12 protein-coding genes are annotated in these 24,566 nt (G+C 35.0%); 3 read left to right on the top strand and 9 right to left on the bottom strand.

All coding sequences use genetic code 11. The annotated features are described in order from the left end of the window. Window positions 1-143: 143 nt before the first annotated feature. Both L1276_RS20935 and L1276_RS20930 read left to right on the top strand, forming a co-directional pair. Complete coding sequence (locus tag L1276_RS20935) at window positions 144-1,763, top strand: sulfatase-like hydrolase/transferase (RefSeq protein WP_253791291.1); 1,620 nt, start codon at window positions 144-146, stop codon at window positions 1,761-1,763. A gap of 51 nt (window positions 1,764-1,814) precedes the next feature. Further along, entirely contained in the window at window positions 1,815-3,074 is a 1,260-nt protein-coding gene (locus L1276_RS20930; RefSeq protein ID WP_253791290.1) for a YeiH family protein, read from the top strand. Between the two features lie 230 nt (window positions 3,075-3,304). On the opposite strand, the gene L1276_RS20925 is transcribed toward L1276_RS20930, so the two are convergent. Continuing rightward, on the bottom strand, window positions 3,305-3,535 hold the full coding sequence (locus L1276_RS20925) for a helix-turn-helix domain-containing protein (RefSeq protein ID WP_253791288.1): 231 nt from the start codon (window positions 3,533-3,535) through the stop codon (window positions 3,305-3,307). 83 nt (window positions 3,536-3,618) lie between these two features. On the opposite strand from L1276_RS20925, the gene L1276_RS20920 reads away from it, so the two are divergent. Beyond that, window positions 3,619-3,849, top strand: a complete 231-nt coding sequence (locus L1276_RS20920; protein ID WP_253791286.1) for a hypothetical protein — start codon at window positions 3,619-3,621, stop codon at window positions 3,847-3,849. A 206-nt stretch (window positions 3,850-4,055) separates the two neighbouring features. On the opposite strand, the gene chiA is transcribed toward L1276_RS20920, so the two are convergent. From chiA to L1276_RS20880, 8 genes are all read right to left on the bottom strand, one after another. Then, a complete protein-coding gene (gene chiA / locus L1276_RS20915) occupies window positions 4,056-8,792 on the bottom strand; it encodes a T9SS-translocated chitinase ChiA (protein ID WP_253791283.1) in 4,737 nt (1,578 codons plus the stop codon). Window positions 8,793-9,284: 492 nt separating this feature from the next. Beyond that, a complete protein-coding gene (locus L1276_RS20910; protein WP_253791281.1) occupies window positions 9,285-11,351 on the bottom strand; it encodes a beta-N-acetylhexosaminidase in 2,067 nt (688 codons plus the stop codon). A 155-nt stretch (window positions 11,352-11,506) separates the two neighbouring features. Beyond that, window positions 11,507-13,447, bottom strand: a complete 1,941-nt coding sequence (gene nagB / locus L1276_RS20905) for a glucosamine-6-phosphate deaminase (protein ID WP_253791280.1) — start codon at window positions 13,445-13,447, stop codon at window positions 11,507-11,509. Window positions 13,448-13,563: 116 nt separating this feature from the next. Further along, window positions 13,564-15,135, bottom strand: coding sequence for a RagB/SusD family nutrient uptake outer membrane protein (locus L1276_RS20900; protein WP_253791278.1), 1,572 nt, complete (start codon window positions 15,133-15,135; stop codon window positions 13,564-13,566). Window positions 15,136-15,148: 13 nt separating this feature from the next. Further along, on the bottom strand, window positions 15,149-18,175 hold the full coding sequence (locus L1276_RS20895) for a SusC/RagA family TonB-linked outer membrane protein (RefSeq protein WP_253791276.1): 3,027 nt from the start codon (window positions 18,173-18,175) through the stop codon (window positions 15,149-15,151). A 328-nt stretch (window positions 18,176-18,503) separates the two neighbouring features. Further along, window positions 18,504-19,523: a glycosyl hydrolase family 18 protein gene (locus tag L1276_RS20890; RefSeq protein WP_253791274.1), complete on the bottom strand. Its 1,020-nt coding sequence runs from the start codon at window positions 19,521-19,523 to the stop codon at window positions 18,504-18,506. Between the two features lie 89 nt (window positions 19,524-19,612). After that, window positions 19,613-21,133, bottom strand: coding sequence for a SusD/RagB family nutrient-binding outer membrane lipoprotein (locus L1276_RS20885; protein ID WP_253791272.1), 1,521 nt, complete (start codon window positions 21,131-21,133; stop codon window positions 19,613-19,615). Window positions 21,134-21,143: 10 nt separating this feature from the next. After that, window positions 21,144-24,332, bottom strand: coding sequence for a SusC/RagA family TonB-linked outer membrane protein (locus L1276_RS20880; protein WP_253791270.1), 3,189 nt, complete (start codon window positions 24,330-24,332; stop codon window positions 21,144-21,146). Window positions 24,333-24,566 lie beyond the last annotated feature (234 nt).

The following is a 24,566-nucleotide window of genomic DNA, read 5'->3' as shown; positions in this document are numbered from 1 at the left end:
AAACCCGCGTTAGAAACTCTACAAAGATTAAATTTTCATGACAGAGCTACTTGTATAGGCTTCGACTTCGCTCGGCCTGACAAACTGTACATAAAAAAATCAAACAACGTAAAACCAAAATTCAAAAATTAACTCACCAAAATATGGCAGTCTATAAAAAAAGAACCAAAATCGTAATAGCCATTCTAATAGTGCTTCTCATTCTCGCTGCGTTTTTATTCTGGCCAATTAATACTGATGGAACATTAATAAAACCCGATGAAAAATTAGCGGAAGGAAAAGCCGATTTTCTTTCTCAAAAAGACACTTCTGCAGCTTCAGAAAAAAAACCTAATATTATCATTCTCCTTGCCGATGATTTAGGCAAATATGATATTTCGTTATACGGAGGAAAATCAACGCCGACACCGCAAATTGATTCTCTCGCTGCATCCGGCGTAACTTTTACAGACGGCTATGTTTCATCTTCTATTTGTTCGCCTTCACGCGCGGGATTGCTGACTGGACGTTATCAGGAACGTTTTGGACATGAATATCAGCCTGGAGATCGTTATCCAAAAAACAACTTAGAATATTATGCTTTTAAGTATGTAATGAATACGAACAGCTGGCGGTTAAATCCTAAAATTGAATATCCAAACGAAGCTTCAATCGCGACTCAGGGACTTCCAAAATCTGAAATTACTTTTGCTGACTTAGCCAAAAAACAAGGTTACAGTACGGCCATTATCGGAAAATGGCATTTAGGACATAACAAAGGATTTTTTCCTTTAGACCGAGGTTTCGATTATCATTACGGCTTTTATCAGGCGTTCTCACTTTTCGCTCCGGAAGATAATAATCCTGATATTATCAATCATCACCATACAGATTTTACCGATAAAATGATTTGGGGAAAAGGCCGTGTTGGAATTGGACAAATCCGTCGTGACACCACTATTATTGACGAAAAGAAATATTTGACCGAAAGTTTTGCAGAAGAAGCCGAAGCTTTTATTAATAAAAATAAAACCAAACCGTTTTTGCTTTACGTTCCTTTTAATGCACCACACACGCCATTTCAGGTTCGCAAAAAATATTACGATCGTTTCCCGAATGTAAAAGACGAAAACAAACGTGTTTATTTTGCCATGATCAGCGCACTTGATGATGCTATTGGAAGAATTAGAGCCAAAGTTAAAAAAGAAGGTTTAGAAGAAAACACCTTAATCTTCTTTGCGAGTGACAATGGCGGTGCCGATTATACTTTTGCTACAACAAACGCGCCATTAAAAGGAGGCAAATTTTCTCATTTTGAAGGCGGTGTAAATGTTCCGTTTGCACTTTCGTGGAAAGGAAAAATCAAACCCAATACGATTTATAAAACGCCAGTAAGTTCTCTGGATATTTTCAGCACAATTGCCGCCGTAACACATTCAGGGCTGCCAAAAGACCGTGTTTACGATGGTGTTGATTTAATTGATGTGGTCAATAATAACAAACAAGCACATCAAAATTTATACTGGCGTTCCGGAGATGCAAAAGCAATTCGAAGCGGTGACTGGAAATTAATCATTAGCGGTAAAACTCACGAAACATGGCTTTATAATCTGGAAAAAGACAAGTCTGAAACTACAGATCTGGCTTCAAAAAATCCAGAAAAAGTAAACGAATTACAAACTGCTTTACAAAAATGGGAAAAAGGTTTAATCAAACCGCTTTGGCCCAATCTGACTTATTATGAATTCAACTTTGGTAAACAAAAATACTTTGTTGATTTATAACAATTAACAGTCCTGCAAGGTTTTGAAAACCTTGCAGGAAATCAAAAACAAATGTCAACCCAACCTAAACCATTTAATATTCACGAAGACTGGACTGTCGTAATTTTAGGATTTATAATTATCGGGATTTCCCTTTTTATATTTCTTCCCGAAGTTCCCGTTTTCAGCTGGACAAATACATCTGATTTATTTACGAAAGTATTTGATTTAGCAAACCTTGAAATTCTTTTAATTCAGTTTTTATATCTCATTTCAATTGGCACAATCGGAGCATTTTTGATTGGAAGATCCATAAAATATTTCCTGTTTACTTTTCCAATAGTCTATCTTTTAACATTGATTGCATTGATTCTCGCAGGAAATTCAGCTATAAAATCCATCAATTTAGAAGCCGTTATTTTCAGTTTGATAATAGGTTTAGTGATTGGGAATTTCTTCAAACTTCCTGAATGGTTTCGTTCATCGCTTTCTACAGAAGTCTTTGTCAAAATCGGACTGGTTTTATTGGGAACCGGTGTTATTTTTTCAGATATATTAAAGGCAGGTTCATTAGGCTTAATTCAGGCATTGGTTGTTGTGATATCCGTCTGGTATTTCGCCTTTTGGCTTTGCCGAAAATTAAAGGTCGACGATGAACTAACAATGATGATTTCGAGTGCCGTTTCTATTTGCGGCGTTTCGGCGGCAATTGCCACATCGGGCGCAATTAAAGGAGATTCAAAGAAATTATCGTATGTGATTTCGATTGTTTTGGTAACTGCAATTCCCATGATGATTTTCATGCCTCTTATTGCCAAATACTTCAATTTCCCCGAAGAAGTAACCGGAGCCTGGCTCGGCGGTAGTATTGACACTTCCGGAGCTGTTGCAACTTCTGGAACTTTAGTTGGCGAAACGGCTTTAAAAATTAGTACAATTGTAAAATTCTCTCAGAACGTTTTGTTAGGATTAGCCGCTTTTGCTATTTCAGTTTATTGGACGTATTCGCATAATACGGCATCAGAAACTGTGGAATCAAAACCAACTTTAAAAGTCATTTGGGAACGCTTTCCAAAATTCGTAATTGGTTTTATTGGTGCTTCTTTAATTTTTTCATTTCTAATTACACCAGAAACCAGAGACGGCATAAAAGACAGTTTAAAAAATCTGCAGTCAATTTGGTTTGCATTAGCTTTTACAAGTATAGGTTTAGAAACCAATTTTAAAGATTTACTGAGTAATAACAGTCGTAAACCATTATATGCCTTTTTAATTGCACAATTATTCAATGTAATTGTTACGTTGATTGTTGCTTTTTTACTTTTTGGATGATCTTTTTTATTCTCCACGAATTGAATTTGTGTAATTTGTGATAAACACCTACTGCCTCATTTCTATAATAGTTTCATCTTCAAACCATAAAAAACCTGGCAACAAAAATTGCCAGGTTCAAAGGATTTACGCAAAGTTTAAGCTCTGTATTTGTCATCTCGACGAAGGAGAGATCACACAAGAAAGTCGCAAAGGTTTCTCGCAGATTTAGCAGATTTTTTTTGCTGAAGTTATTTCAAATGAAAGCTTAGCAATTCTGTAAGTTCAATATCAAAAGCATTTGCAATTCTAATAAAAGTTCTTATACCTGTATTTATTTTACCTCTTTCAATTCTGCCAATTTGATTCCGTGGAATACCACAATCATCAGCCAAACCTTGCTGAGATAACCCTCTTTTTTCACGTAATTGTCTAATGTGAATTCCGAGATTTACAATAAAAGTTTCTTCTGAAATATTCATATTTCAAAAGTCATAACAATTATTTTTTAATATGACACAAATTTGTGTCAAAAATTAATATATTTACAGAAAAAAACAAGATAATGATTACAGAAAACATTTCAAACGAAGTTGAAACCAGATTAAAAGATTTTTTTAATAACAGTATTGAATGCAAAGAAATGGCAAAAATGTTACGAGAAGTAAACAATGCACTTTCGCTATGCGTTATGAGAGGATGCGAAACTGTAGAATCTGAAATAAAGAATATCGATGATAATTTTTACTGGCTTAATAGACTTGCAGAAACTTTAGATCCTTATCTAGAAGCTTAAACAATTACTAGAAATTGTTTTAACCATAAAAAAACCTGGCAATAAAAATTGCCAGGTTCATAATGCGATCCTCAAGGAGAAAACCAAATAACAAATCTCCTCAATTCAATGCATTTATTCGAAATAAAAATAGATTAAAAAATAAATAACCAAACTCAATTTTAACCGTCCCAAACATTTTATTTCTAAGCTTTCAATCATTGTAATTAATTTAAAAAGTTCATTACTTTGAATGATTTTTTGTTTCCTGCTTTGTCTGTTACTACTACTAAAAACAATTGTTTAGATGAGAAACTATGACTCTGAAGCAGTACTTCTTTATTATTTTGAACATTTGTGTGACTTACTAAATTTTGTCCCAAAATATTGAAAACATCAACTTGGGCGATATCCTCATTTTCATTTGAAACTGATAATGCATTATTTTTAAAATACGCTATCGTTGCTGTCTTTTTAGCTGAAATATCGTCAAGTACTAATGTTTTTGCTGCTGACTGCGAAGCGAAATAAGCGGCATAGGCTTTAGATAATTCAGATGAATTACCACAAGAAGATGCATCCCAGTTTACAGACCAAGTCATTAAACCTCTTAAAGAAGGATATGGTCCGCCTGGCTGCATAGTATATGTTCTTCCTGAAAAAGTGGTTCCGGTTCTTAAATAATGCATAGCATTAATTCCTTCTGCCGGCGTTATATAACCGCTGCCTGCTGCACTTGGACAAGCTGGTAATGCAATAAGAACTTTTGAGGGTGCTAAACCATCAAAATGCATTCCTGTTGTACCAATGTTATATCCTTTTATCACCATATCTGTTAGGGCTGTTACCATGTTTGCTCTCTTAGCTGAACCATAATATTGGCCATCTAATCCATTTTCTCCTCCTGTATTATACAATTGTACAGCTAACAAATCTAGTTCATTACGTAAGTTTTGAATAATTGGCAGGAAGGAACCAAAAGTATCAGTATAGGTAGAATATCCTCCTTGTACGTATTGTGTTTCCGGAGCTGCAGTTAGTAAAAATCCAGGGCCATAGTAAGCTTTTAATTCTTTGAAAGCATCTACTACGTTTTTTAATCTTGGATAAGCAGAAATACCCGCATAAGAAATATCTCTTAAACCTCCTGCATTAAAATTCATCGATCCGCCTTCAAAATCAATATCAACTCCATCAAATTGATATTCATCAATAATTGCTTTCAGACCATTAACAAAAATATTTTTTTGAGCTACATTGTCCAAAACAACATGACCATTTTGACCTCCAATAGAAACAATAACAGGAACACCGCTATCTCTTAAGGATTTTATATCATTTTTCAGCAATTGCTTATTGAAAACACCATTCGTCAAATATCTAGTGTCATTAGTAGTTAATACTGGTGTATAACCATCACGATTAACTGTTTCTACGAAAGAATAATCAACTACGTTAAACTTACTTCCCACCATTTGAGAAAAATATAAAAATGGAGCAGAAGCATTTTCCCAAGAATGCGCATATCCTAAAATAATTTTAGATGGAAGCGGAATGAATCTATTAGTGCTCACTGGAGCAATTTTAATTGTATTGTTTAATGTAGTTATACCAGATTTATTATCGGTTGCTTTGATTACAACTGGATAATCCTGATAAGCAGATGGTGTAAAATTATACGTATAGGTATTATTTGTACCTGCTGTCATGTTAAATGTACCTCCATTTATTGTAATAGTAACTCCTGAAACCGATCCGTCACTATCAACAGCTGTAACTGAAATTGGCACAACTTGAAAAGAACTTTGGTTTACAGTAGTATTCGATGGTGAATTCCAAGTAATTACAGGCAATGTATTTGGACAGTTTGCACCTGAACAATTTAATGTAAAACTATATGTTTTTGAATCTGTTGTTCCGTTTGATGCAGTAGCCGTAACGGTTAAAGTATGAGAAACTCCGAACTGATTTGCTGCTGGTGTCCAACTTGCGGTATAAGTTCCCGAAGAATTACTAGCACTTAAGCTTTGTCCATCTAAACTAAATACAACAGATGAGATTGTAGTGGCATCCACTGCACTTAATCCAACACTTGCAACAAAATTAATTGCTGTCCCTAAATTTATAGCAATCGCGGAAGCTGTTGGTGCTGTAATCGTAACTACCGGCTTAGTCGCAACCACCGATTGTCTATTAAAATTATAAACCGTTGGAGTTGTAGGAACTGCAAAGTTGGCTAAGTTATTTGGATAATAAGTCACTTCACCATTTTCCCAAGAATTTAATTTCAAACTTAAAATTTGTGCATAACCTGCTACAACTGAATTATCGAAAGTATAATTTCCTGATGCATCTGTGGTTGCCAAAACACTTTTCCAGTTGTGCGTGTTATCTGTCCAAGGTAAAACAATTTCTACTTTTGCACCAGCAACCGGAGTTGTTCCGTTTTTAACACTACCACTGATTAAGTTTGTGGCTGCAGCCAATGCTGATTTTGCTGTAGAACTTGTATTAAAATTGTAAACCGTGGGATTTGCAGGAACTGCGAAGTTTGCCAGGTTATTTGGAAAATAAGCTGTTTCACCATTCTCCCAAGAATTTAATTTCAAACTTGTAACTGTTGTATAACCTGCTACAACTGAATTATCAAAACTGTATTTCCCTTGTGCATCTGTTACAGCAATAACACTTTTCCAGTTGTGTGTGTTATCTGTCCAAGGTAAAACCAATTCTACTTTGGCACCAGCAACCGGATTTGTTCCATTTTTAACTGTTCCGCTGATCTTATTTGTGCTTACCACAACATCTTGCGTGAAATTCAATGTTTTATTGGCATTCAAATTAGAATAAACAGTTGAAGCCGGCGTAAATGTCTGCCCTGTTAAAGCAGCAGTTACTGTATAATTTCCGCCGGAAGGCAGGCTAAGAGAATACGTACCGCTTGCAGTTGTAACTGCAGCATAACTTCCTCCTGTGAAAGAAGCCGTTACCGTTACGCCAGAAACCGGAGCTGTATTATTTAACACTGTACCGCTTACTGTATAATTAACAACTGGCGCACCTTGAGTAAAATTCAAAGTTTTGTTTGAGTCAATTGCATTATATACAGTTGAAGCCGGAGTATAAGAGAATCCGGATTTTGCCGCTGTAACAGTGAAATTTAATCCTGCTGTTAATCCTGCAATGCTGTAAACACCGCTTGCATTTGAAACTGCTGTTAATGTTGTACTTCCCGAAACTGCCGAAACTGTTACGCCTGAAACTGGTGTTGTACCATTAAGAACAGTTCCGCTTACTGTATAAGTCGGCTGAGTTCCGTTAATTACAATTGCCGTTTGATTTACCGTAACGTTTATTAAAGTTACAGGAGTAAATGTATAAGTCGCCTTTAAAGCTGTCAATGTATAATTTTGTGTCGAAGTTAAATTATTGAATGCAAAATTTCCATTAGTAGAAACCACTGTCTGAATAACAGCATTACTTGGATTGCGTAATTCAACTGTAACATCCGATACTAAAGCTGAACCATTTTTTACAGAACCCGAAATACTTACTGTTCCCGGAACAACGCTTCCAAAAGAAGTATCAACCTGATTCAATAATGAATTTGGAATTGCACCTCTGGTATCCTGAGACAATTCCCAAATCATACCTCCGGCCAAATTTCTCGATTTTATATACTGAACCTTTAAATCCATTGATTGTTTATCTTCATAAGAAATAAACTGTTTTAAAGTTGAGTTGTATAAATAAGGAACTTTAGTTGTATTGTCAAAATACCTTACCCACCCTGCCGAAGCTGCAGACGGAGTTACCATCATGGTACTTGGATCCAGATAAGCATGTGAATTGGTAACCGGATTTCCGACTAAATCACATATTTCAATACTTCCTGATTTTTCACAAGCTCCAGAACCATCCCATGTTCCTGTTGGATTTTGTGGATTTGTACATCCGGGAACTATATATCTTGGTGCTGCAACAAACAATCCGTTTGTTGAATTTGTGGCAACGTTATCGAATTTTTTTCCGTAGAAAGGTAATCCCATGATTAATTTATTCGCAGGAAAACCAATCACGTTTAAATATTGATTTGTTAATTCATCTAATGATTCTGATTGTGCTGCGCCATATAATGGATCATTTGTGTTTCCGCTGGCATATAAAGGCGCATTGTAACAAGTCTTATCATACCAGTTCCCTCCAAAATCATATCCAAAATAAGTAATATAATCGCAATAAGTCGAAATATCTTCTGTCATTCCGTATTGTGATCTGTTGTTTGGTCCTAAATATTGTTTAGAAACATTTCTAACATTGTTTCCCGCCGCAATTGTAACCAGTTTATTTGGCATTGCCTGACGCATTGCCTTCAATAAAAGCACTAGATTTTTGTTATCATCAGGACTGTATTTTTGCGGAGGAACAGGCGCTCCATTCACAATTTCAGTACCATCAGTTCCTCCAGAAAGAGGATATTCCCAGTCGATGTCGAATCCATCGATAAAAGGATAAGTGGCAATAAAATTTACCATATCTGCTGCGAGAGCAGCTCTTGCTGCCGGACTGGCGGCAATTGGAGAAAGATCCTGACCTTTTGTCCAGCCTCCAACAGAAATTAGAATTTTTAAATGCGGATACTTTTCCTTAAGCTTCTTTAAGTCATAAAAGTTTCCTTTTACAGGAGCATCCCAAGGGATTCCGCCTTCCATATGCTCAAAATCGGCATAAGTATCCAAACATTTTAATTTTGTATTCTCCGGATGAGCAGGATCATACGTTGTACCATAAAAAGAATAATTTAAATGCGTAATTTTACTTCCATCAATCTTGGGAACGTTAAAATCCCTTGCATAGATAGACCATTGCGCATAATATCCCACTACTTTTTTACCGTGGGCTGGCTGTGCCGACGCGAGTAAGGGAAACAGTAACAAAAAGAGTAATCTGTAATAATGTTTCATAATTAATAAATATTGGTTAATAGAAAATAAATAATTGGGCCGCAGAAGCTTTAAAGCTTCCGGGTTTCGCTCAACTGCAGGTTGGAAGGCTGCTGTCGACTGGAAATAAACTCAAATTACATTCTATAGATAAATATTACTATTACCGATTCTTTCATAATCAATAGCAAATAGTAGTGATTGATATTTATTTATAATTTCAAAAAAATTAAATTAAATACAACTGATAAATTTGGGACTACTCATCAATTCTAACTCTGTTTTGTCATGTTTTAAAAATTCTATTCTTTCTATTTGGTTTTTAAATGTTAATACTCCTTTAATGGTTATTTTTTTAATGCTTTTTTTTGAAGTTTTTTGTTTGATTCGGAATAAAAAAAATGGGAAAGTTTAACTATAATTACCTCTGCCAAATGTTTTTGGCAGAGATAATCAGCACTCTTAAAACAACACTGTAACTTAAACTTACTAAATACTAATTCAAACCAAACCTTAAATTAATTTCTTTAAACTTTCATAAACTGACAATTCTACGTCAGCATGATCTTTTGTATTACATTGTTCTACTAAACTTTTTAAATCTGCTGCTTTTAAAGTCGATTTTTTATCTAATACCAAAAGCAGTTCTTGCGATGCATCGCTTAATTTTTTAGACAAAGGCAAAATAGACTGTACTAAAGGCGCATTGGCGCTTAATTCGACTAACCCTTTATTAACAGAAATCCATTTATTAAAAAATGCTGCCACTTTTGCTTTATTATCTGCTGATTTATTTGCCAGATATTGAGTAACTGCTTCGTCAAAAGCCAGAGAATCTTTTGCATCAGGGGTACAAGCATCTGCAAAAAGTGTAAACGGAGAATACATTTGATATTCTGTTCCACCTTTATTTCTTGTATATCCTTTTAATGGTTCACAAACATTTGAAAACTCATTAATCGATTTGATATTTTGATTATTAGCAATATTTCTAAGGATAACAGCTTTATTTCTAATATGTGTTAATCCTAATTCTTCTAGTCTAAATGAAACCGTTTCAAGACGTTTGCGCATATTGGCAACATCTGTAATATTTTCTGCAGACCATAATCTTTCGGCAATAGCTGCTGTTCTTGGCCAAACTCTTGAATCTACTGTTGCTGCCGTTGTAAGTTCTGTCCACATTGTGGCTTCACCTCCCAGAATTCTTGCTTTTTCTTCTGTAGATAAAGCAGCCCCTTTTGGCATTGGATCATTTAAATAATGGCTCGCAATTGGGTACATCAAATCGATGTAAAATCCGTTTGACAATACGGTTTTATATCCTTTTTTTACGGCATCAACTAATGATTGTCCAGCAACTACACCTTCGTTTGGACCTCTCCAAGAGTGAACGATTGCTTCTTTTGAAAGGTCTTTTGTTAGAATTTCTTCCCATCCCATCAATTGTTTTCCATGTTTTTTAAGCATAGGAGCCAATTGCATCGTGAAATAAGTTTGTAATTCGTGATTCGTTTTTAAATTATGTTTCTTTTTAAACTCTTGAATTTTTGGATTGGCATCCCAGTCTTTACCTTCATTTTCATCGCCTCCAATATGGAAATAGGCTCCAGGGAATAGCGGGCATATTTCGTCAAAAAGTTCACTTAATATTTTATATGTTTTAGGATTTGAAGGATCTAATGTTGGTGAAAAAATACCAGCATTTCTCTCAATTCCATAGGTAGAGATTGCTGTACCTTGAATATTTTTTTCAGAAGTTCCTCCAGTCAGTGTAATCACTTTGCTTCCAATTTCCGGGTAAGCGGTAAGTATGGCTGATCCATGACCCGGAACGTCTATTTCAGGAACAATTAAAATACCGCGCTCATCGGCATATTTTACAATATTTCTAATTTCCTCCTGTGTGTAGTATAATCCATCCGAAGCTAATTCAATTAATTTTGGATGTTTTTTAGTTTCAATTCTCCAGCCTTGATCGTCAACTAAATGCCAGTGAAAAATATTCATTTTTACGGCTGCCAATGCATCTAGATTTCTTTTGACTACATCAACAGGCTGAAAATGTCTTGACGCATCAAGCATTAAACCTCTCCATGTAAATCTTGGAAAATCTGAGATTTGAGAAACCGGAAAATAGAACGATTTGCTGTCATTTTGAAGTAATTGTAATAAGGTTTCCAATCCATGCAAAGCTCCTAAATCGCTCGTTGCATTGATTGTAATTTTGTTAGCTTTTACATCTAAGCTGTAGCTTTCGTCTTCATACAAACCAATTTTTCCGCTTTTATCGCAGTTGATCTGCAATTCAGCATTTGGATATTCATTTAATTTTGTAATATAACCTTGTTCAAAAAAAATACCTGTTCTACCATCTAATCGGCGTAAAAAGCGAGTTACTCCTCCAAAAATTCTAGGATTAGGATTTCCGGAAATATTTACTTTAAAGTTTTTGGTTAATGTAAAATTTCCGTCGTTTACAACAACATTTTGAGGCCAGGGCATAAGGTTTAACTGCTCTTTTTTAATTTGAGCGTTTGCTGTTACGCCTGCTAATAGTAGTACAAATAGATATTTCATTTTAATTTTTTTTGATTCGATACTTTTTAGGCATCTTTGGAAATTAGATAAAAAAACAAAACTCAGAATGACTTCTGCTTTACCTCACCTATCGCGAGGTCAAACTGAATTTTGAAATTTGATTCGCTCTCACCCGAATCGGTTTTAAAACAACTTTAATAATCAAAACGTTTAAAAGCTTCAATAGCTTCATATTCTGCCAATCCTAATTCATCATACAGAATTGCGGTATTTTTATTTCGGTCTTCTGCCCTAACCCAGAATTCCCTTGAATCATTTCCCTGAAACATAACTCGGTCTTTTTGAGACTGGTGATATAAAATGGCGTGGCGTTTCAATAATACTTCTGATGGAGAAAGCGGGACTGCCATATCAATTTCATGAATATCCCATTCGTGCCAGGCTCCTCTGTAAAGCCATAACCAGCAGTCATCCATGTATTTTTCAGGTTTCAGTTCTTTCATTGCGGCAAAAATCGCATTCAGACAAACTTCATGTGTTCCGTGCGGATCTGCCAAATCGCCGGCCGCAAAAACCTGATGCGGTTTTATTCTCGCAATAATTTCTTTTACAATGGCAATATCTTCAACGCCTAACGGATTCTTTTTTACCTGTCCTGTTTCATAAAACGGAAGATCTAAAAAGTGTGTATTTTCATCTTTTAATCCAATGTATCTTGTTGCCGCGTAAGATTCTCTTCTTCTGATTAAGCCTTTTAATTTTCGAACTTCAAGAGAATCAATCTGATTTTCTGATTTGTTATTTAAAAACTCAATAACGGATTTGAAGTTGATGTCTTTTGGTAGATTTCCGCCTGCAAAATCGTTGCAGACCTCAGCAAATTTCAATGCCTCATCGTCTGTAACGGCAATATTTCCGGAGGTTTGATATACAACATGTACATCATGGCCTTGTTTTATCAATTTTGAAAAAGTTCCTCCCATTGAAATCACGTCATCATCTGGATGCGGACTGAAAAGGATAACTCGTTTTTTTGCCGGATTGGCTCTTTCCGGACGATGTGAATCATCGGTATTGGGCTTTCCGCCCGGCCATCCTGTAATGGTGTGCTGTAATACGTTAAACATATTGATGTTTAAATCGTAAGCAGAACCTTCTTGTGCTAATAGATCTGACATTCCGTTGTTGTTGTAATCACGGTCTGTCAATTTTAAAATAGACTGGTTTGTTTTCTGGCAAAGCCAAACAATCGCTTTACTTTTTAATTCCTGTGTCCAAATACATTCTCCAACCAGCCAGGGCGTTTTAAATCGTGTCAATTTTGATGCTGCAGACTGATCCAGTACAAAAGTTGCATTGGGATGATTCTGCAAAAATGTAGCCGGAACTTCTGAGCTGATATCTCCCTGCACTGTTCTTTTAACGATATCGGCCTTGTTTTGCCCCCAAGCCATTAATACAATTCTTTTCGATCTCATAATGGTAGAAACCCCCATCGTAATGGCTCTTTTAGGAACGTTGTCGATTCCGTTAAAGTCAGATGAAGCGTCTACTCTTGTAATATGATCTAAAGTGATAATTCTGGTTCCCGAATTGATATGTGATCCCGGTTCATTGAAACCAACGTGGCCTGTACGACCGATTCCTAATAATTGAAAATCAAGTCCGCCCGCTTGTTTAATATTCATTTCATAGTCGATGCAGTATTGATTGAGTTCTTCAATAGATACTGTTCCATCAGGAATATTAACATTTTCAGGTTTAATATCAATATGATTAAAAAGATGCTGATGCATGAAATAATGATAGCTCTGATTGTTTTCTCTACTCATTGGATAATATTCATCCAGATTGAAAGTGATTACATTATGAAAGCTCAGTCCTTCTTCTTTGTGCATTCTCACTAATTCTTCATATACTTTTATTGGAGAAGAGCCTGTTGCAAGTCCAAGCACACAAGATTTATTCTTTTCCTGCTTAGATCTAATCAATTGAGCAATTTCCTCTGCTACAATTACCGAAGCTTCAGCTGAACTTTTGAAGATCTCGTTGTGAATTTTCTCAAATCTTGTTTCTTCAAATTTACCGGCGCTCTTATAACTGATATCAGGTTTTATTTCTAAAGCACTTTTCATTTCTTTTCTTTTTTTGGTATATACAATTTTGGTTTTTGAAATGGCACAAGCAATTTGCATTGCTTGCACCATTTGCTAACCAAACTTAAAATCTTATATTTTTTTGATGTTTATTTTTAGAAATTCGGAGCATTAACATCCCACCAAAGTCTCGTAGCACCAGTATCTGCACCTCCAAGTTTTGTTAATCCTGATTCAACTCCTTTAGGATTGTTAGCTTTTTCTGATTGTGTAAAAGGTAATCTTCTAACACCAAACTCAGTACTGATAACACCTCCACTTTGATTGTTATTAATTCGAAATAATTTTGGGTAACCTGTTCTTCTGTATTCAGACCAGGCTTCTTGTCCATCAGGATAAGTAGCAATCCATTTTTGAGTAATAATTTTTTGAAGATTTGTTTCTTTATCAGCTCCCCAAGCAACAGTTACATTATTTATAGCCGGTGTGTTATTTTTAGGCTCAATTAAGTCAACATAATCTTTAGCTGTCTTAGTATTATCAGCAATATAAGCTTCTGCACCAGCTACTCCATTTTGTTCAAAAGAAGCTTTGATACCTCTTTCATATAAGCTTTGAGCATCTCCACCCATATTCCATCCTCTTAATGCACCTTCTGCTCTTAAGAAATATACTTCAGCAGTAGACATCCAAGTAATTTCTCCAGTTTTTGTTCTTGGACCTGTTTGCGAAAATGCGGCATATGTTGTTGCAGTAGGATATACAATACCTGTCCTAACTCCTTTATATTCACCTGGAGAAATTGCAGATGTTTCCCAATATTTAGAAATTCTAGGATCTTCATAACCTCCTAAAATAGACTCCATATCTGCGCCCATAAATAAACCTGCCCAAGAATGGCTCATTTGATCGATAACATTAAGATCTACAGGAGATTTTATCTTCATAACATCGTCATTTGTAACCATAACTCCTAATGGATGATTCACTGCTTTCTCTGCTTCCGTTTTTGCCAGTGCAGGGTCAACTTTAGAGATACGCATTGCTAGTCTTAAACGCATAGAGTTTGCATATTTAACCCATTGTGCATATTTTCCGTTATAAGAAGACAAATCAGTTCCTTCAAAAACCGATGCCTCTCCTGCAGTAATTCTAGCTGTTAAATCATTTACTGCAAAATCTAAATCTTTAAACATTTGAGTATAAATCTCTTGCTGTGAGTCATAAACCGCAGGTCCATCTGATCCGTAACTTGACATTACAGCCGGGCCATACATATCTGTAATTCTTTGCATTGCAACAGCTTTAATAATTAAAGACCACGAATAGAAATTATCATATTTACCTTTTGCTCTTTGCTCAACCTTATAAAGATTCGCAATAATATTAACATACGCATCATCCCAAGCATAAGTATTCCATCCTTCATTTAATACGTAGTTATTGTTTATTTCAACATATTTAAAAGGGTTTGGAGTGATCATATATCCAGACCATCCATCTGCTTGTAAACTCTGTTGTATTTGATACTGCCAGGTTACATCACAAATGTACATTCTGTTAAAACTTGGCTTAAACAAACTTTTAATATTATTAAAGTTTTGCTCTAAATCTGAGGTACCTGCCCCAACTGGGTTTGTATTAATTTCCTCAAAGTTATCTGTACAGCTAAATGCCGCTAGTAAGGAAAGGCATATTGCTGTTTTTTTTATTTTATTTGATATCATGATTTCTTTTAGATTAGAAAGTTATGTTTAAATTAAGACCGATACTTCTTGTTGATGGTAAACCAAATACATCAACACCTTGTAAACCTTCTCCAGTACTTAAAGCAATATTCGGATCAAAAGGAGCATCTTTATAAATAAAGAATAAATTTCTTGCTATTAATGACAAACTTGCTGATTGTACAAATGGAATAGCTTTTTTGTTAAAAGTATATCCTATCGAAATCTCTCTTACACTAACATTAGTCGCATCATATGCATACTCTCCAGATGCACCATTTCGACCACCAATACCATTATAGTAATCATATGCACTCATTGTAGTTACAGCTGTACCGTTAGGTAATACTGCATTAATTGGCACACCACCAGCGTTTCGTGCATCGCCTGATCTTTTAGAAACACCATTTGCATCGTTAATTGCTTCTGTTAAACTTAAAACTTCACCTCCAAAACGTCCATCTAATAAAATACTCGCAGTAAAAGCTCCAATTTTAAATGTATTAGACCAGCCTAACATGAAGTCTGGGTTTGCACTTCCAATTTCTTCCCAATCTGTTTTTTGTATTTTTCCATTTTCATCAAGCAATATTCTTCCTTGAGCGTCTTTTAAGATATTTTTTCCTTCAATAACTCCAAATGGTCTACCTTCAATTAGTGAATATCTATAACTATTAGATCCTGGATCTGTTAGAATAATTCTTCCTTGTGGAGTTTCTGCGGGGATATCATTTACCTTGCTTTTGTTAGTAGAAAAGTTAAGACTTGAGTCCCAAGAAAACTTTTCACCTTTAATTATACCAGCATTAGCTACCACTTCAAAACCTCTATTAGTGATACTACCAGCATTAATAGCATAATTAGTATAACCAAATGGATTTGTTGAAGGTGCAGGAACTTGAATATATTGATTTTTAGTTTCTGAATTATAGTACGAAAATTCAAAACCAAATCTATTGTTAAACATTCTCCACTCTGTACCTAATTCAATCTCAGACTTAAGTTCTGGTTTTAACGTTGTGCCTGGTTTTGGTCCTACTGGAGGATTTACTATACTTCCTGCTACAATAGTAGACGTTGGACTAGTAATAAAAGCGGCAATATCATTACCTACTTGTGCATAAGTAGCACGTACCTTTCCGTAACTCACCCACTCTGGCATTGCTGTCATTTCACTTAAAATAGCCGAAATACCTACAGAAGGATAAAAGAAACTAGGATTATCAGTATTCACCAATGTGGAAGACCAGTCATTTCTAGCTGCAACATCTAAGTATAAATAATTTTTATATCCAAAAGTAGTAGCCGCAAATATTGATTGTACTTCTCTTTGTGAACCAGTCTGAACGTTTCCATTATTATTAACAAAATTTCCTAAAGTAAAAATGTTATCATAATTTAAACCTCCACCAATTCCTGAATCTATAGTAAGACCAGTCGTTCTAGAATTATTGATACTTGCTCCAATTGTAGCATTAAAAGAAAATTTATCTGAAAAATCAGTATTGATTAAACCAATTAAATCAGCATAATTTTGGGTTCCAATTAAGCTAGCATTAATATACCTGCCTGTTGGATGAGCCAAAGCTTCGGCAGTTGATGCATACATTCTTTTTTGGAAATTACTTTCACTTCTATTATAACTATATCTAGATGTTAAATGAAACCACTCCGCAACTTTGTAATCTAAAGCTATAGAACCATTAAAAAAGTTGTTTGTATCTACTGTTTTTTCTCTATTTATAAGCCAATAAGGATTCTCATTACTATCATCAATCTTAACACCAGGATAGTTTTGAACCATCATATTTTTTACCGGATCAAATACTTCAAAAGTTTTTAAATCATTTAAAGTATATGCTCTAGGATGAGAGTAAACACTGTTTATTGGATTAAAGTACAAACCATTTGTAGGTCTGTTATCAATTGTTTGAGTAGTATAATTACCTGTAGCGGCAACATTTAATTTATCCTTGAAAAATTTTCCTGATTGACGAACACCAAAGTTATTTTTCTTTAAATGATTATTTGGAATGATTCCCGAAGCATCTGTATTTGCATAAGTCAAACTCGTCGATGATCCTTCTGTAGCTTTCGAAAAAGCTAACGAAGTTATTTGTGTAACTCCAGTTTCAAAAAAATCTTTAACATCATCTTTTACTTTCTGTTTAGCACCCCAAGATAATTGGCTTCCTGGATCAGAAGTATAATCTGATTGAAATTTTGGTAAATAAGCTGCCGTATCAAAAGTCGTAACAGATCCTACATTGAAAGTCTCTGCTCCTACTTTTCCTTTTTTAGAAGTAAGCAAAATTACCCCATTTGCTCCTTGACTACCATACAAAACAGAAGCTCCAGCACCTTTAAGAACAGTCATGCCTTCATAATCATCTGGATTAATCAGTGATACTACATCTCCTCCATCTCTGTTACCACCAGCTAAATCCCCAAAAGTTCCATTAGGCTGACCTGATCCTGCATTATATAACGGAATACCATCAATAACATACAAAGGCTGATTATTTGTAAAAGAAGAATTACCTCGAATAACTACTTTAGTAGAACCACCTGTACCAGAAGAACTTTTGGTCACAGCCACACCGGCTATTTTTCCTGCAATAGTATTAATAACGTTAACATCTCTAACTCTTGTTAGTTCTTCTGCTTTTAATTCCTGAGTAGCATAAGTAACCGATTTCTTAGCTCTTTTTATACCTAGTGAAGTAACCACAACCTCATTTAAAGAATTAGATGCCGCTTGTACCATTTTAACATTAACTGTAGCAGCATCTCCTACAACTATGTTTTGTGTTTCAAGACCTACATAGCTAAAAACTAGTGTCTGTCCTTTTTGAACCTCGATTGAGTACAATCCGTCAAAATCGGTAGTAGCGCCTTTTTGACCTCCTTGCACAGCAACAGATGCACCTGGTAATGGCATCCCGTCAGAATCTGTAATCACACCTTTAACATTTTTTACCTGAGCAAGCGAAACCTGCGTAGTAAAAACAATCATAAAGATTAAGAAAATTTTTTTCATGTTAATTTATTTTGTTAGTTATGATGTAAAATTATTCTTAAGGGATTGTTAAAAAAAATAATTTATACAAACTACTATAAAGTTTAAACCAACGACATAAATTAATCAACAATCCGTTACCCGAAAACGTTTTCATTTCTATAAAAAGCAGAATTATTCCCATTTACAACAATTATATTCTTAAAAACTTAAATTTTACTAAAATATATTCAAAATCAATAACAATCTATAAATCTGATATTTATAAAAAAAGTAATGCTTCTTTCTAATCAAATTGAATAAAAAGAAGCGAAAAACTTATTAATAAAAAAAGATATAAGAAGTACAATTAATTATTGCACATACCTGAATTCTTGTATTTTAAATCTGTATATTTTTTATGAATGATCTCTAAAAGTGAATACTCTCCAAAAGAATCCTGAGCCAATTCCCAAATCATTATGCCGCCTGTATTTTGTGCTGCATATTCTACTTTTTTCGAAATAGTTGGTCGGCCGTTGTAATAAATTTTACCTATTTCATCCTGATCGGCAAACTGCGTTCCTGTCTGTACTATTTCACCAAAAGTAGAACTGGTTACTACTGCATCAGTAAAATTATAACCATAAAAAGGTACGCCGAGTGTCAGTTTATGACTTGGAACATTTTGTTTCTTCCAAAATTCAATTCCTTCTTTTGCAAATTCAAACGAACTGTGCTGTTCCACTTTATTTGGACTCCACGGCCCGGTACTGTCATACGCCATTATATTTATAAAATCGAAAGCATTTAATGCTTCTGAATTTATATTCACAAATCGGGTATTGTTTGGAAGTGCAGCTGTAAGCAGTTTTTTTTTACTTGCCAGTTCTTTTTTTAATTCAACGACAAAACCGCTGTATCCGGATGTTACAGCATCCCATTCAAGATCTACATCAACGCCGTCTAAATTATGATCGCTTACAAATTTTAGAATGTTCTGAATAAACGCCGGCCGGTTTTCTGGTTTATCAATCAACAAAGACCAATTTGCAGCTTGTTCTTCAGAAATGACGCCGCCAGCGAGCGAAATACTTATAACAATATTTGGGTTAACCGATTTTACATATTTCGTTACCGCATCGATATCACCACTAAAAACCAGATTTCCGGTTTTATCAGGATTGGCAAATGCAATATTCAAGTGTGTAAGTTTACAAAACTGTATGGATTGTATTTTGTCAAAACTATCAGCAGATAAATACCCCACAACTCGTGCTGTTTTCTTTTTTGAATTTTCTAAATTTAGTTCTTTATCAGATGAACAACTGTACGCCGTAAGCGAACATATAAAAAAAAGGATGCCTAATAAGGCTTTATTTTTTATCATAATTTTGAATTTAAACTTTAGTGTTTTTAATTTTTAATTAGAATGAAAATAATACCTTATCAGGCATGACTTTATATTTTGGAATTTTACTAATTTACATCCCACCAAACTTTACCTGTCCAGTCGTTTTTACCTCCTAATCTTTCTACAGCTTCTAAATAGTTTTTCTCATTTTTCTGCATCTCGTCATTTGGATAATACAAACGTGTAGGTGTAACTCCTCCTGTTTGAGATTCCGGGCTTGTTATAGGCACTAAATGAGGATATCCTGTTCTTCTCCAGTTTGAATACGCTTCGATACTATTGAATAAATAAGTAACCCAAAGCTGTGTTCCTATTTGTTCTTTTTGTGTTCCCGCAACTAAAGGTTTTGCTGCCAAATATGTATTGATACTTGTCTGACTTGCAGCAGGTGCTCCATAGATTTCTAATTGTTTTACACCTGCTTCAACTCCTTTTTTATAGTAGTCTGCTGCCTCACCCGAAACCCAGCCTCTGTAAGCTGCCTCTGCTAATAACAATTGCGATTCAGAATAACTCACATGTAAAAATGGAGTTGTTAACTGCTGATAGTAAGGCTGAATATCGGATATTGATTCAGATCCTCCACCTGTAACCTCCCATATAAAACTTCCAGGTACAACTCCTTCGTATAAACTTTCCCCAGGTTTTGGCGCTCCCCCAGATGAACTTACTTTTTTTTGTGTCGCCAGCATTGGTAACCTTGGATCACCATTATCTCTTAAATAATTAATTAACAAAGAACTAAAATGATCTCCTTGCTGATCTGAAATAAAACCATAAGACAATCCATTTCCTCTAAAATCAAGCTTAGCAGGATCATCATTAAAAGGAAAATTCAAATGACGCATAATGCAGTTGTCAGCATTGCTTTCAAAAACACCATTTTGAAAAGCAAGTTTTGCCTGCTTTTCAGCTTCTGCCGGACTAACTTCAGAAATTCTCATTGCCAGACGCAAACGTAATGTATTAGCAAGTTTTTTCCACTTTGTGATATCTCCATCATAAAACAAGTCTCCTTTTACCGAACCTCCTCCAGCATTTAACTGAACAAAAGCTTCTTGCAGTTCTGCAAAAAATGAATTGTAAATATCTTGCTGTTTATCATACTTTGGCGTTACAATTCCTGTAGAAAATCCTAAACCAGCCTCTGAATAAGGGACATCACCATAAATATCTGTTAATCGCTGTGCAATCATTACTTTCATAATTTTAGCTACAGCATTTATATTTGAAGCCGCCGGGTCACTTTTGGTTTTATCCAAAATATCTACAACACTTTTCATTTCGTTAGAATAAACACTTCTCCATAGTGCAGTTGCATATTCATCGTTTTTCTTGAATTTACCCCCATATTCGGTTACAGCCCATGAACCAGAATAATGTTGTACAAAACCTCCAGAGTATATTAAATTAGTTCTGTGCTGATAAAATCCGTTCCCTGACATACACAACTGAGTAAATGTAAGCTGACCAGCCGGGTTTGGTGATAACGCAACCGGGTCTTTCATCAGTTCGTCAAAGTTTTCTGTACAGCCTGCCGTGGTAAATACTGCAGCTAAGGCTATTATTATATACTTAATTTTCATAATTTACTATTTAGAATGTAACTTTAATATTAAAACCATACGATCTTCTTGATGGTAATGAGCCATACTCAAATCCTTGTCCGTTACCCGAAGTGTACATTGATTCCGGATCAATGTTTGGCAGATCTTTATTAAATGTCAACAAATTTCTTGCAAAAGCAGAAATATAAATTGAATTAATTTTTGCTCCGTTAAAAACACTTTTTGGTATAGTATATCCTAAACTTACTTCTCTTAATTTAACGTAAGAAGCATCATAAATAAAAGGTGCAGGAGTGTTATCAAAAACACTTCCCCAATAAGCCTGAGGATCTACAGGTTTTGTATTTTTAACATAAACCGGATTATCAGCAGTTCCAGTATTTACCACTCCATTTGCTACATAACCTGCTGTAGCAACATAAGTCGATGGATTAAAATTAGGGTCATTTGCTGCAGCTTGTGCTCTTGCCGCGTTATAAGCATCACGTCCTTCTGTTGTAATATCCAAAAGTCCTTTTCCTGCCGCAACCGCATTCGTCATAGAATATACATCCATACCAAATTTCATATCCAATAAAAATTGAAGTGTAATCCCTTTGTATGAAAATCTATTGGTTAAACCAGCTGCCCAATCCGGAAGACCTTTTCCTAAAGCAACTTTAGTATCAGTGTATAATGGAAGTCCGTTTGCATCAACAATCATTTCTCCTGAAGGTGTTTTTTGAAAATCTTTTCCAATAATAGTTCCGTATTGTCCGCCAACTTGTGCCACAATTGCTGCATTTGCCCAACGAGCTTCAGAAATAGTGTAAGTGTTAATGTCTGGATGTAAAGAAAGAATTGAGTTTTTATTTTTAGAAAAGTTTAAGTCAATTCCCCATTCAAAATCTTTGGTTTTTATTGGTGTGCCCGATAAAAATATTTCAATACCTTCATTACGCAATTCTCCTGCATTTACCGAAAGAAATTCATATCCCGACGTTGCAGATGATGCTAAATCAAGTGTCTGATCTGAAGTATCTTCACGATAAACTGTAATATCTGCTCTTAACCTGTTTTTAAAGAAAGAAGTTTCCAAACCAAACTCGATTCCTTTTTTCGTCTGATACGTTAAATTAGCATTTGGTGCGGCTGTATTCTTAATATTCACAACACTTTGTCCGTCATAGGCCGAATAAGTTGTATAGTTTAATGCGTTTTTATAAGCTCCGGGTGCATTGGAAACTTTTGCCCAGGAAGCTCTTAATTTTCCATAAGAAAAAGCATCACTTTTGATACCAAATGCATCAGAGAAAACAAAACCTAATGAAGCGCCCGGATAAAAAGCATCTTTATTAATAACACTGAACCAGTCATTTCTTCCTGTAAATTCAGCATACAAATAGCCTTTATAATCAAATTTAGCAGATCCGTAAACAGAATTGGTTCTTGTTTTAGTTTCTGATGGTGCATTTATCGTTTGATTAGAAAAATTACTGATATATTCAGTCCCGGGTTCAATAATATTTGTTCCGAAACTAGAGTTTTGCATTCTTCTAAAATCTCTTCTGCTGGTTCCTAAAATTCCTGACAATGTAAAATCCTCAGCCAGTTTAATTTCGCTAAAATTAGCAATGATATCTGTATTCATTTCAGAAACCGTAATATCTTCTAAACCAAGATATCCAGTCTCTCTTGCCGGCCATGTACCGCCTGGAGCCATAAAATCCTTAGAACTAAAAACATAAGTATCTAAACCAGTTCTAAAAGTTAATCCAACCCATTTTTTAAACTGATAAGTTCCGGCAACGTTACCCATAAAACGGTTTTTCTTAGATGAATTATGATTTGCATCTACTGTAAAATAAGGATTTAGCTGATAAATATTATTATTCCATTTATAAACTTCTCCTGTTTCCGGATTTCCGTAATTTTTCAGCCAGGCCTGATCAATATTTGGTGCCAGACCAGTTAAAGAATATCCAACATTGTTTGGAGAATCTCCTAAACCAGGTCTGTTTTCCGTATTTTCAACCATATAATTTACGTTAGCATCCAAAGTAAATTTGTCCGATTTTAAAGTAGCATTTAAACTGGCATCATTTCTTTCTAAACCAGATCCCGGAATAACATCGTCATTTTTCAGATTATTATAACCAAAACGAACGTAGGCATTTTCACTACCTCCAGAAAGTGCAATTCCGTTGGTGGTTGTAACTCCAGTCTTAAAAAATCCCTGAATGTTATTATCAACTTTAGCATAAGGTCTCATAGAACCATCAAAAATTTTAACCTGCTGTCCTACTGCTTCAGAAAATTTAGGCCCCCAAGAACTTGTCGTATATCCATATAATTCATCTGGTGCTTTTGCAGGATCTGGTAAAGTTCCACGGCTTCCTGTACCATAATCAGATTGAAAATCATCATATTTGGCATTTACTCTGTCAAAACTAACACCGCTGGTAAGTTCAACTTGCAGTTTTCCTTTGCTTCCTTTTTTAGTTGTAATTAATATAACACCATTTAACGCTCTGGAACCATATAAGGCTGATGCAGCGGCTCCTTTTAATACCGTTAGACTTTCTATGTTATTTGGATTGATACTGGAAATTCCGTCTCCACTGTCTCTTCCATCAAACCATTTACTGGCTGCGGCACTATCGTTATTCAAACCTGAGTTATCAATTGGAACTCCATCTACAATATAAAGCGGCTGGTTACTCTCGCCTATACTGGAAATACCTCTAATAATAACTCTTGAACTTCCTCCAACCCCAGTTGCCGGAATAGAAACATCGACACCCGCAACTCTTCCGGAAAGCGCACTGGCTACATTAGTAGTGATTACTTTGCTTAACTGATCACCTTTTACATCCTGAACGGCATAACCCAGTTCTTTTTTCTGTCTCTTAATCCCTAACGCCGTAACCACAACTTCATTTAAGTTTTGTGTATCCGGGTTCAATACAACATCAATTGTTGCTGCCCCTCCTACTGTTACCGTTTTAGTTTTAATTCCGATATACGAAAATGCCAAAACATCTCCTGCAGATGCCTGAATCGTATACTTACCATCGTAATCACTTTGACTTGCCGTTTTTGTACCTTGAATAATAATACTTACTCCCGGCAGCGGCAATCCATTTTGATCGCTTACCAAACCTTTGATTGTCTTTACTTGTGCAAGTGAAACCTGCGCTGTAAATACAATCATAAGGGCTAACATAATTTGTTTCATTTTTATCATGGTTTTGATTAGTTGCAGATAAAATTATTGTTAAGATACTGTTAAAAAAAATTATTTATACAAACGGTTCTATTTTTTAAACAAACGACGTAAAACATTCAACATTATGTTTTACGAAATCGTTATTCTATTTAAATAAAATATTAATAAGCTTTTTTTACAAAAAAATTTTCAAAAGAATTGTGATTTAGCCAGTAATTGTGTAAAGTTGCACATTCATTACAA

Origin of the sequence: Flavobacterium sp. HSC-32F16 (assembly GCF_024171645.1) — a bacterium.
Classification (GTDB): Bacteria; Bacteroidota; Bacteroidia; order Flavobacteriales; family Flavobacteriaceae; genus Flavobacterium.
The sequence above is the reverse complement of the archived record's forward strand: the minus strand, read 5'-3'. Positions and strand labels throughout refer to the sequence as shown.

Bases quoted from the DNA above. Each gene is read 5' to 3' on its own strand.
- L1276_RS20890 (WP_253791274.1), bottom strand. From the start codon at position 19,523: ATGATAAAAAATAAAGCCTTATTAGGCATCCTTTTTTTTATATGTTCG.
- L1276_RS20930 (WP_253791290.1), top strand. From the start codon at position 1,815: ATGTCAACCCAACCTAAACCATTTAATATTCACGAAGACTGGACTGTC.
- L1276_RS20920 (WP_253791286.1), top strand. From the start codon at position 3,619: ATGATTACAGAAAACATTTCAAACGAAGTTGAAACCAGATTAAAAGAT.
- L1276_RS20885 (WP_253791272.1), bottom strand. From the start codon at position 21,133: ATGAAAATTAAGTATATAATAATAGCCTTAGCTGCAGTATTTACCACG.
- chiA (WP_253791283.1), bottom strand. From the start codon at position 8,792: ATGAAACATTATTACAGATTACTCTTTTTGTTACTGTTTCCCTTACTC.
- L1276_RS20880 (WP_253791270.1), bottom strand. From the start codon at position 24,332: ATGAAACAAATTATGTTAGCCCTTATGATTGTATTTACAGCGCAGGTT.
- L1276_RS20925 (WP_253791288.1), bottom strand. From the start codon at position 3,535: ATGAATATTTCAGAAGAAACTTTTATTGTAAATCTCGGAATTCACATT.
- L1276_RS20895 (WP_253791276.1), bottom strand. From the start codon at position 18,175: ATGAAAAAAATTTTCTTAATCTTTATGATTGTTTTTACTACGCAGGTT.
- L1276_RS20910 (WP_253791281.1), bottom strand. From the start codon at position 11,351: ATGAAATATCTATTTGTACTACTATTAGCAGGCGTAACAGCAAACGCT.
- nagB (WP_253791280.1), bottom strand. From the start codon at position 13,447: ATGAAAAGTGCTTTAGAAATAAAACCTGATATCAGTTATAAGAGCGCC.
- L1276_RS20900 (WP_253791278.1), bottom strand. From the start codon at position 15,135: ATGATATCAAATAAAATAAAAAAAACAGCAATATGCCTTTCCTTACTA.
- L1276_RS20935 (WP_253791291.1), top strand. From the start codon at position 144: ATGGCAGTCTATAAAAAAAGAACCAAAATCGTAATAGCCATTCTAATA.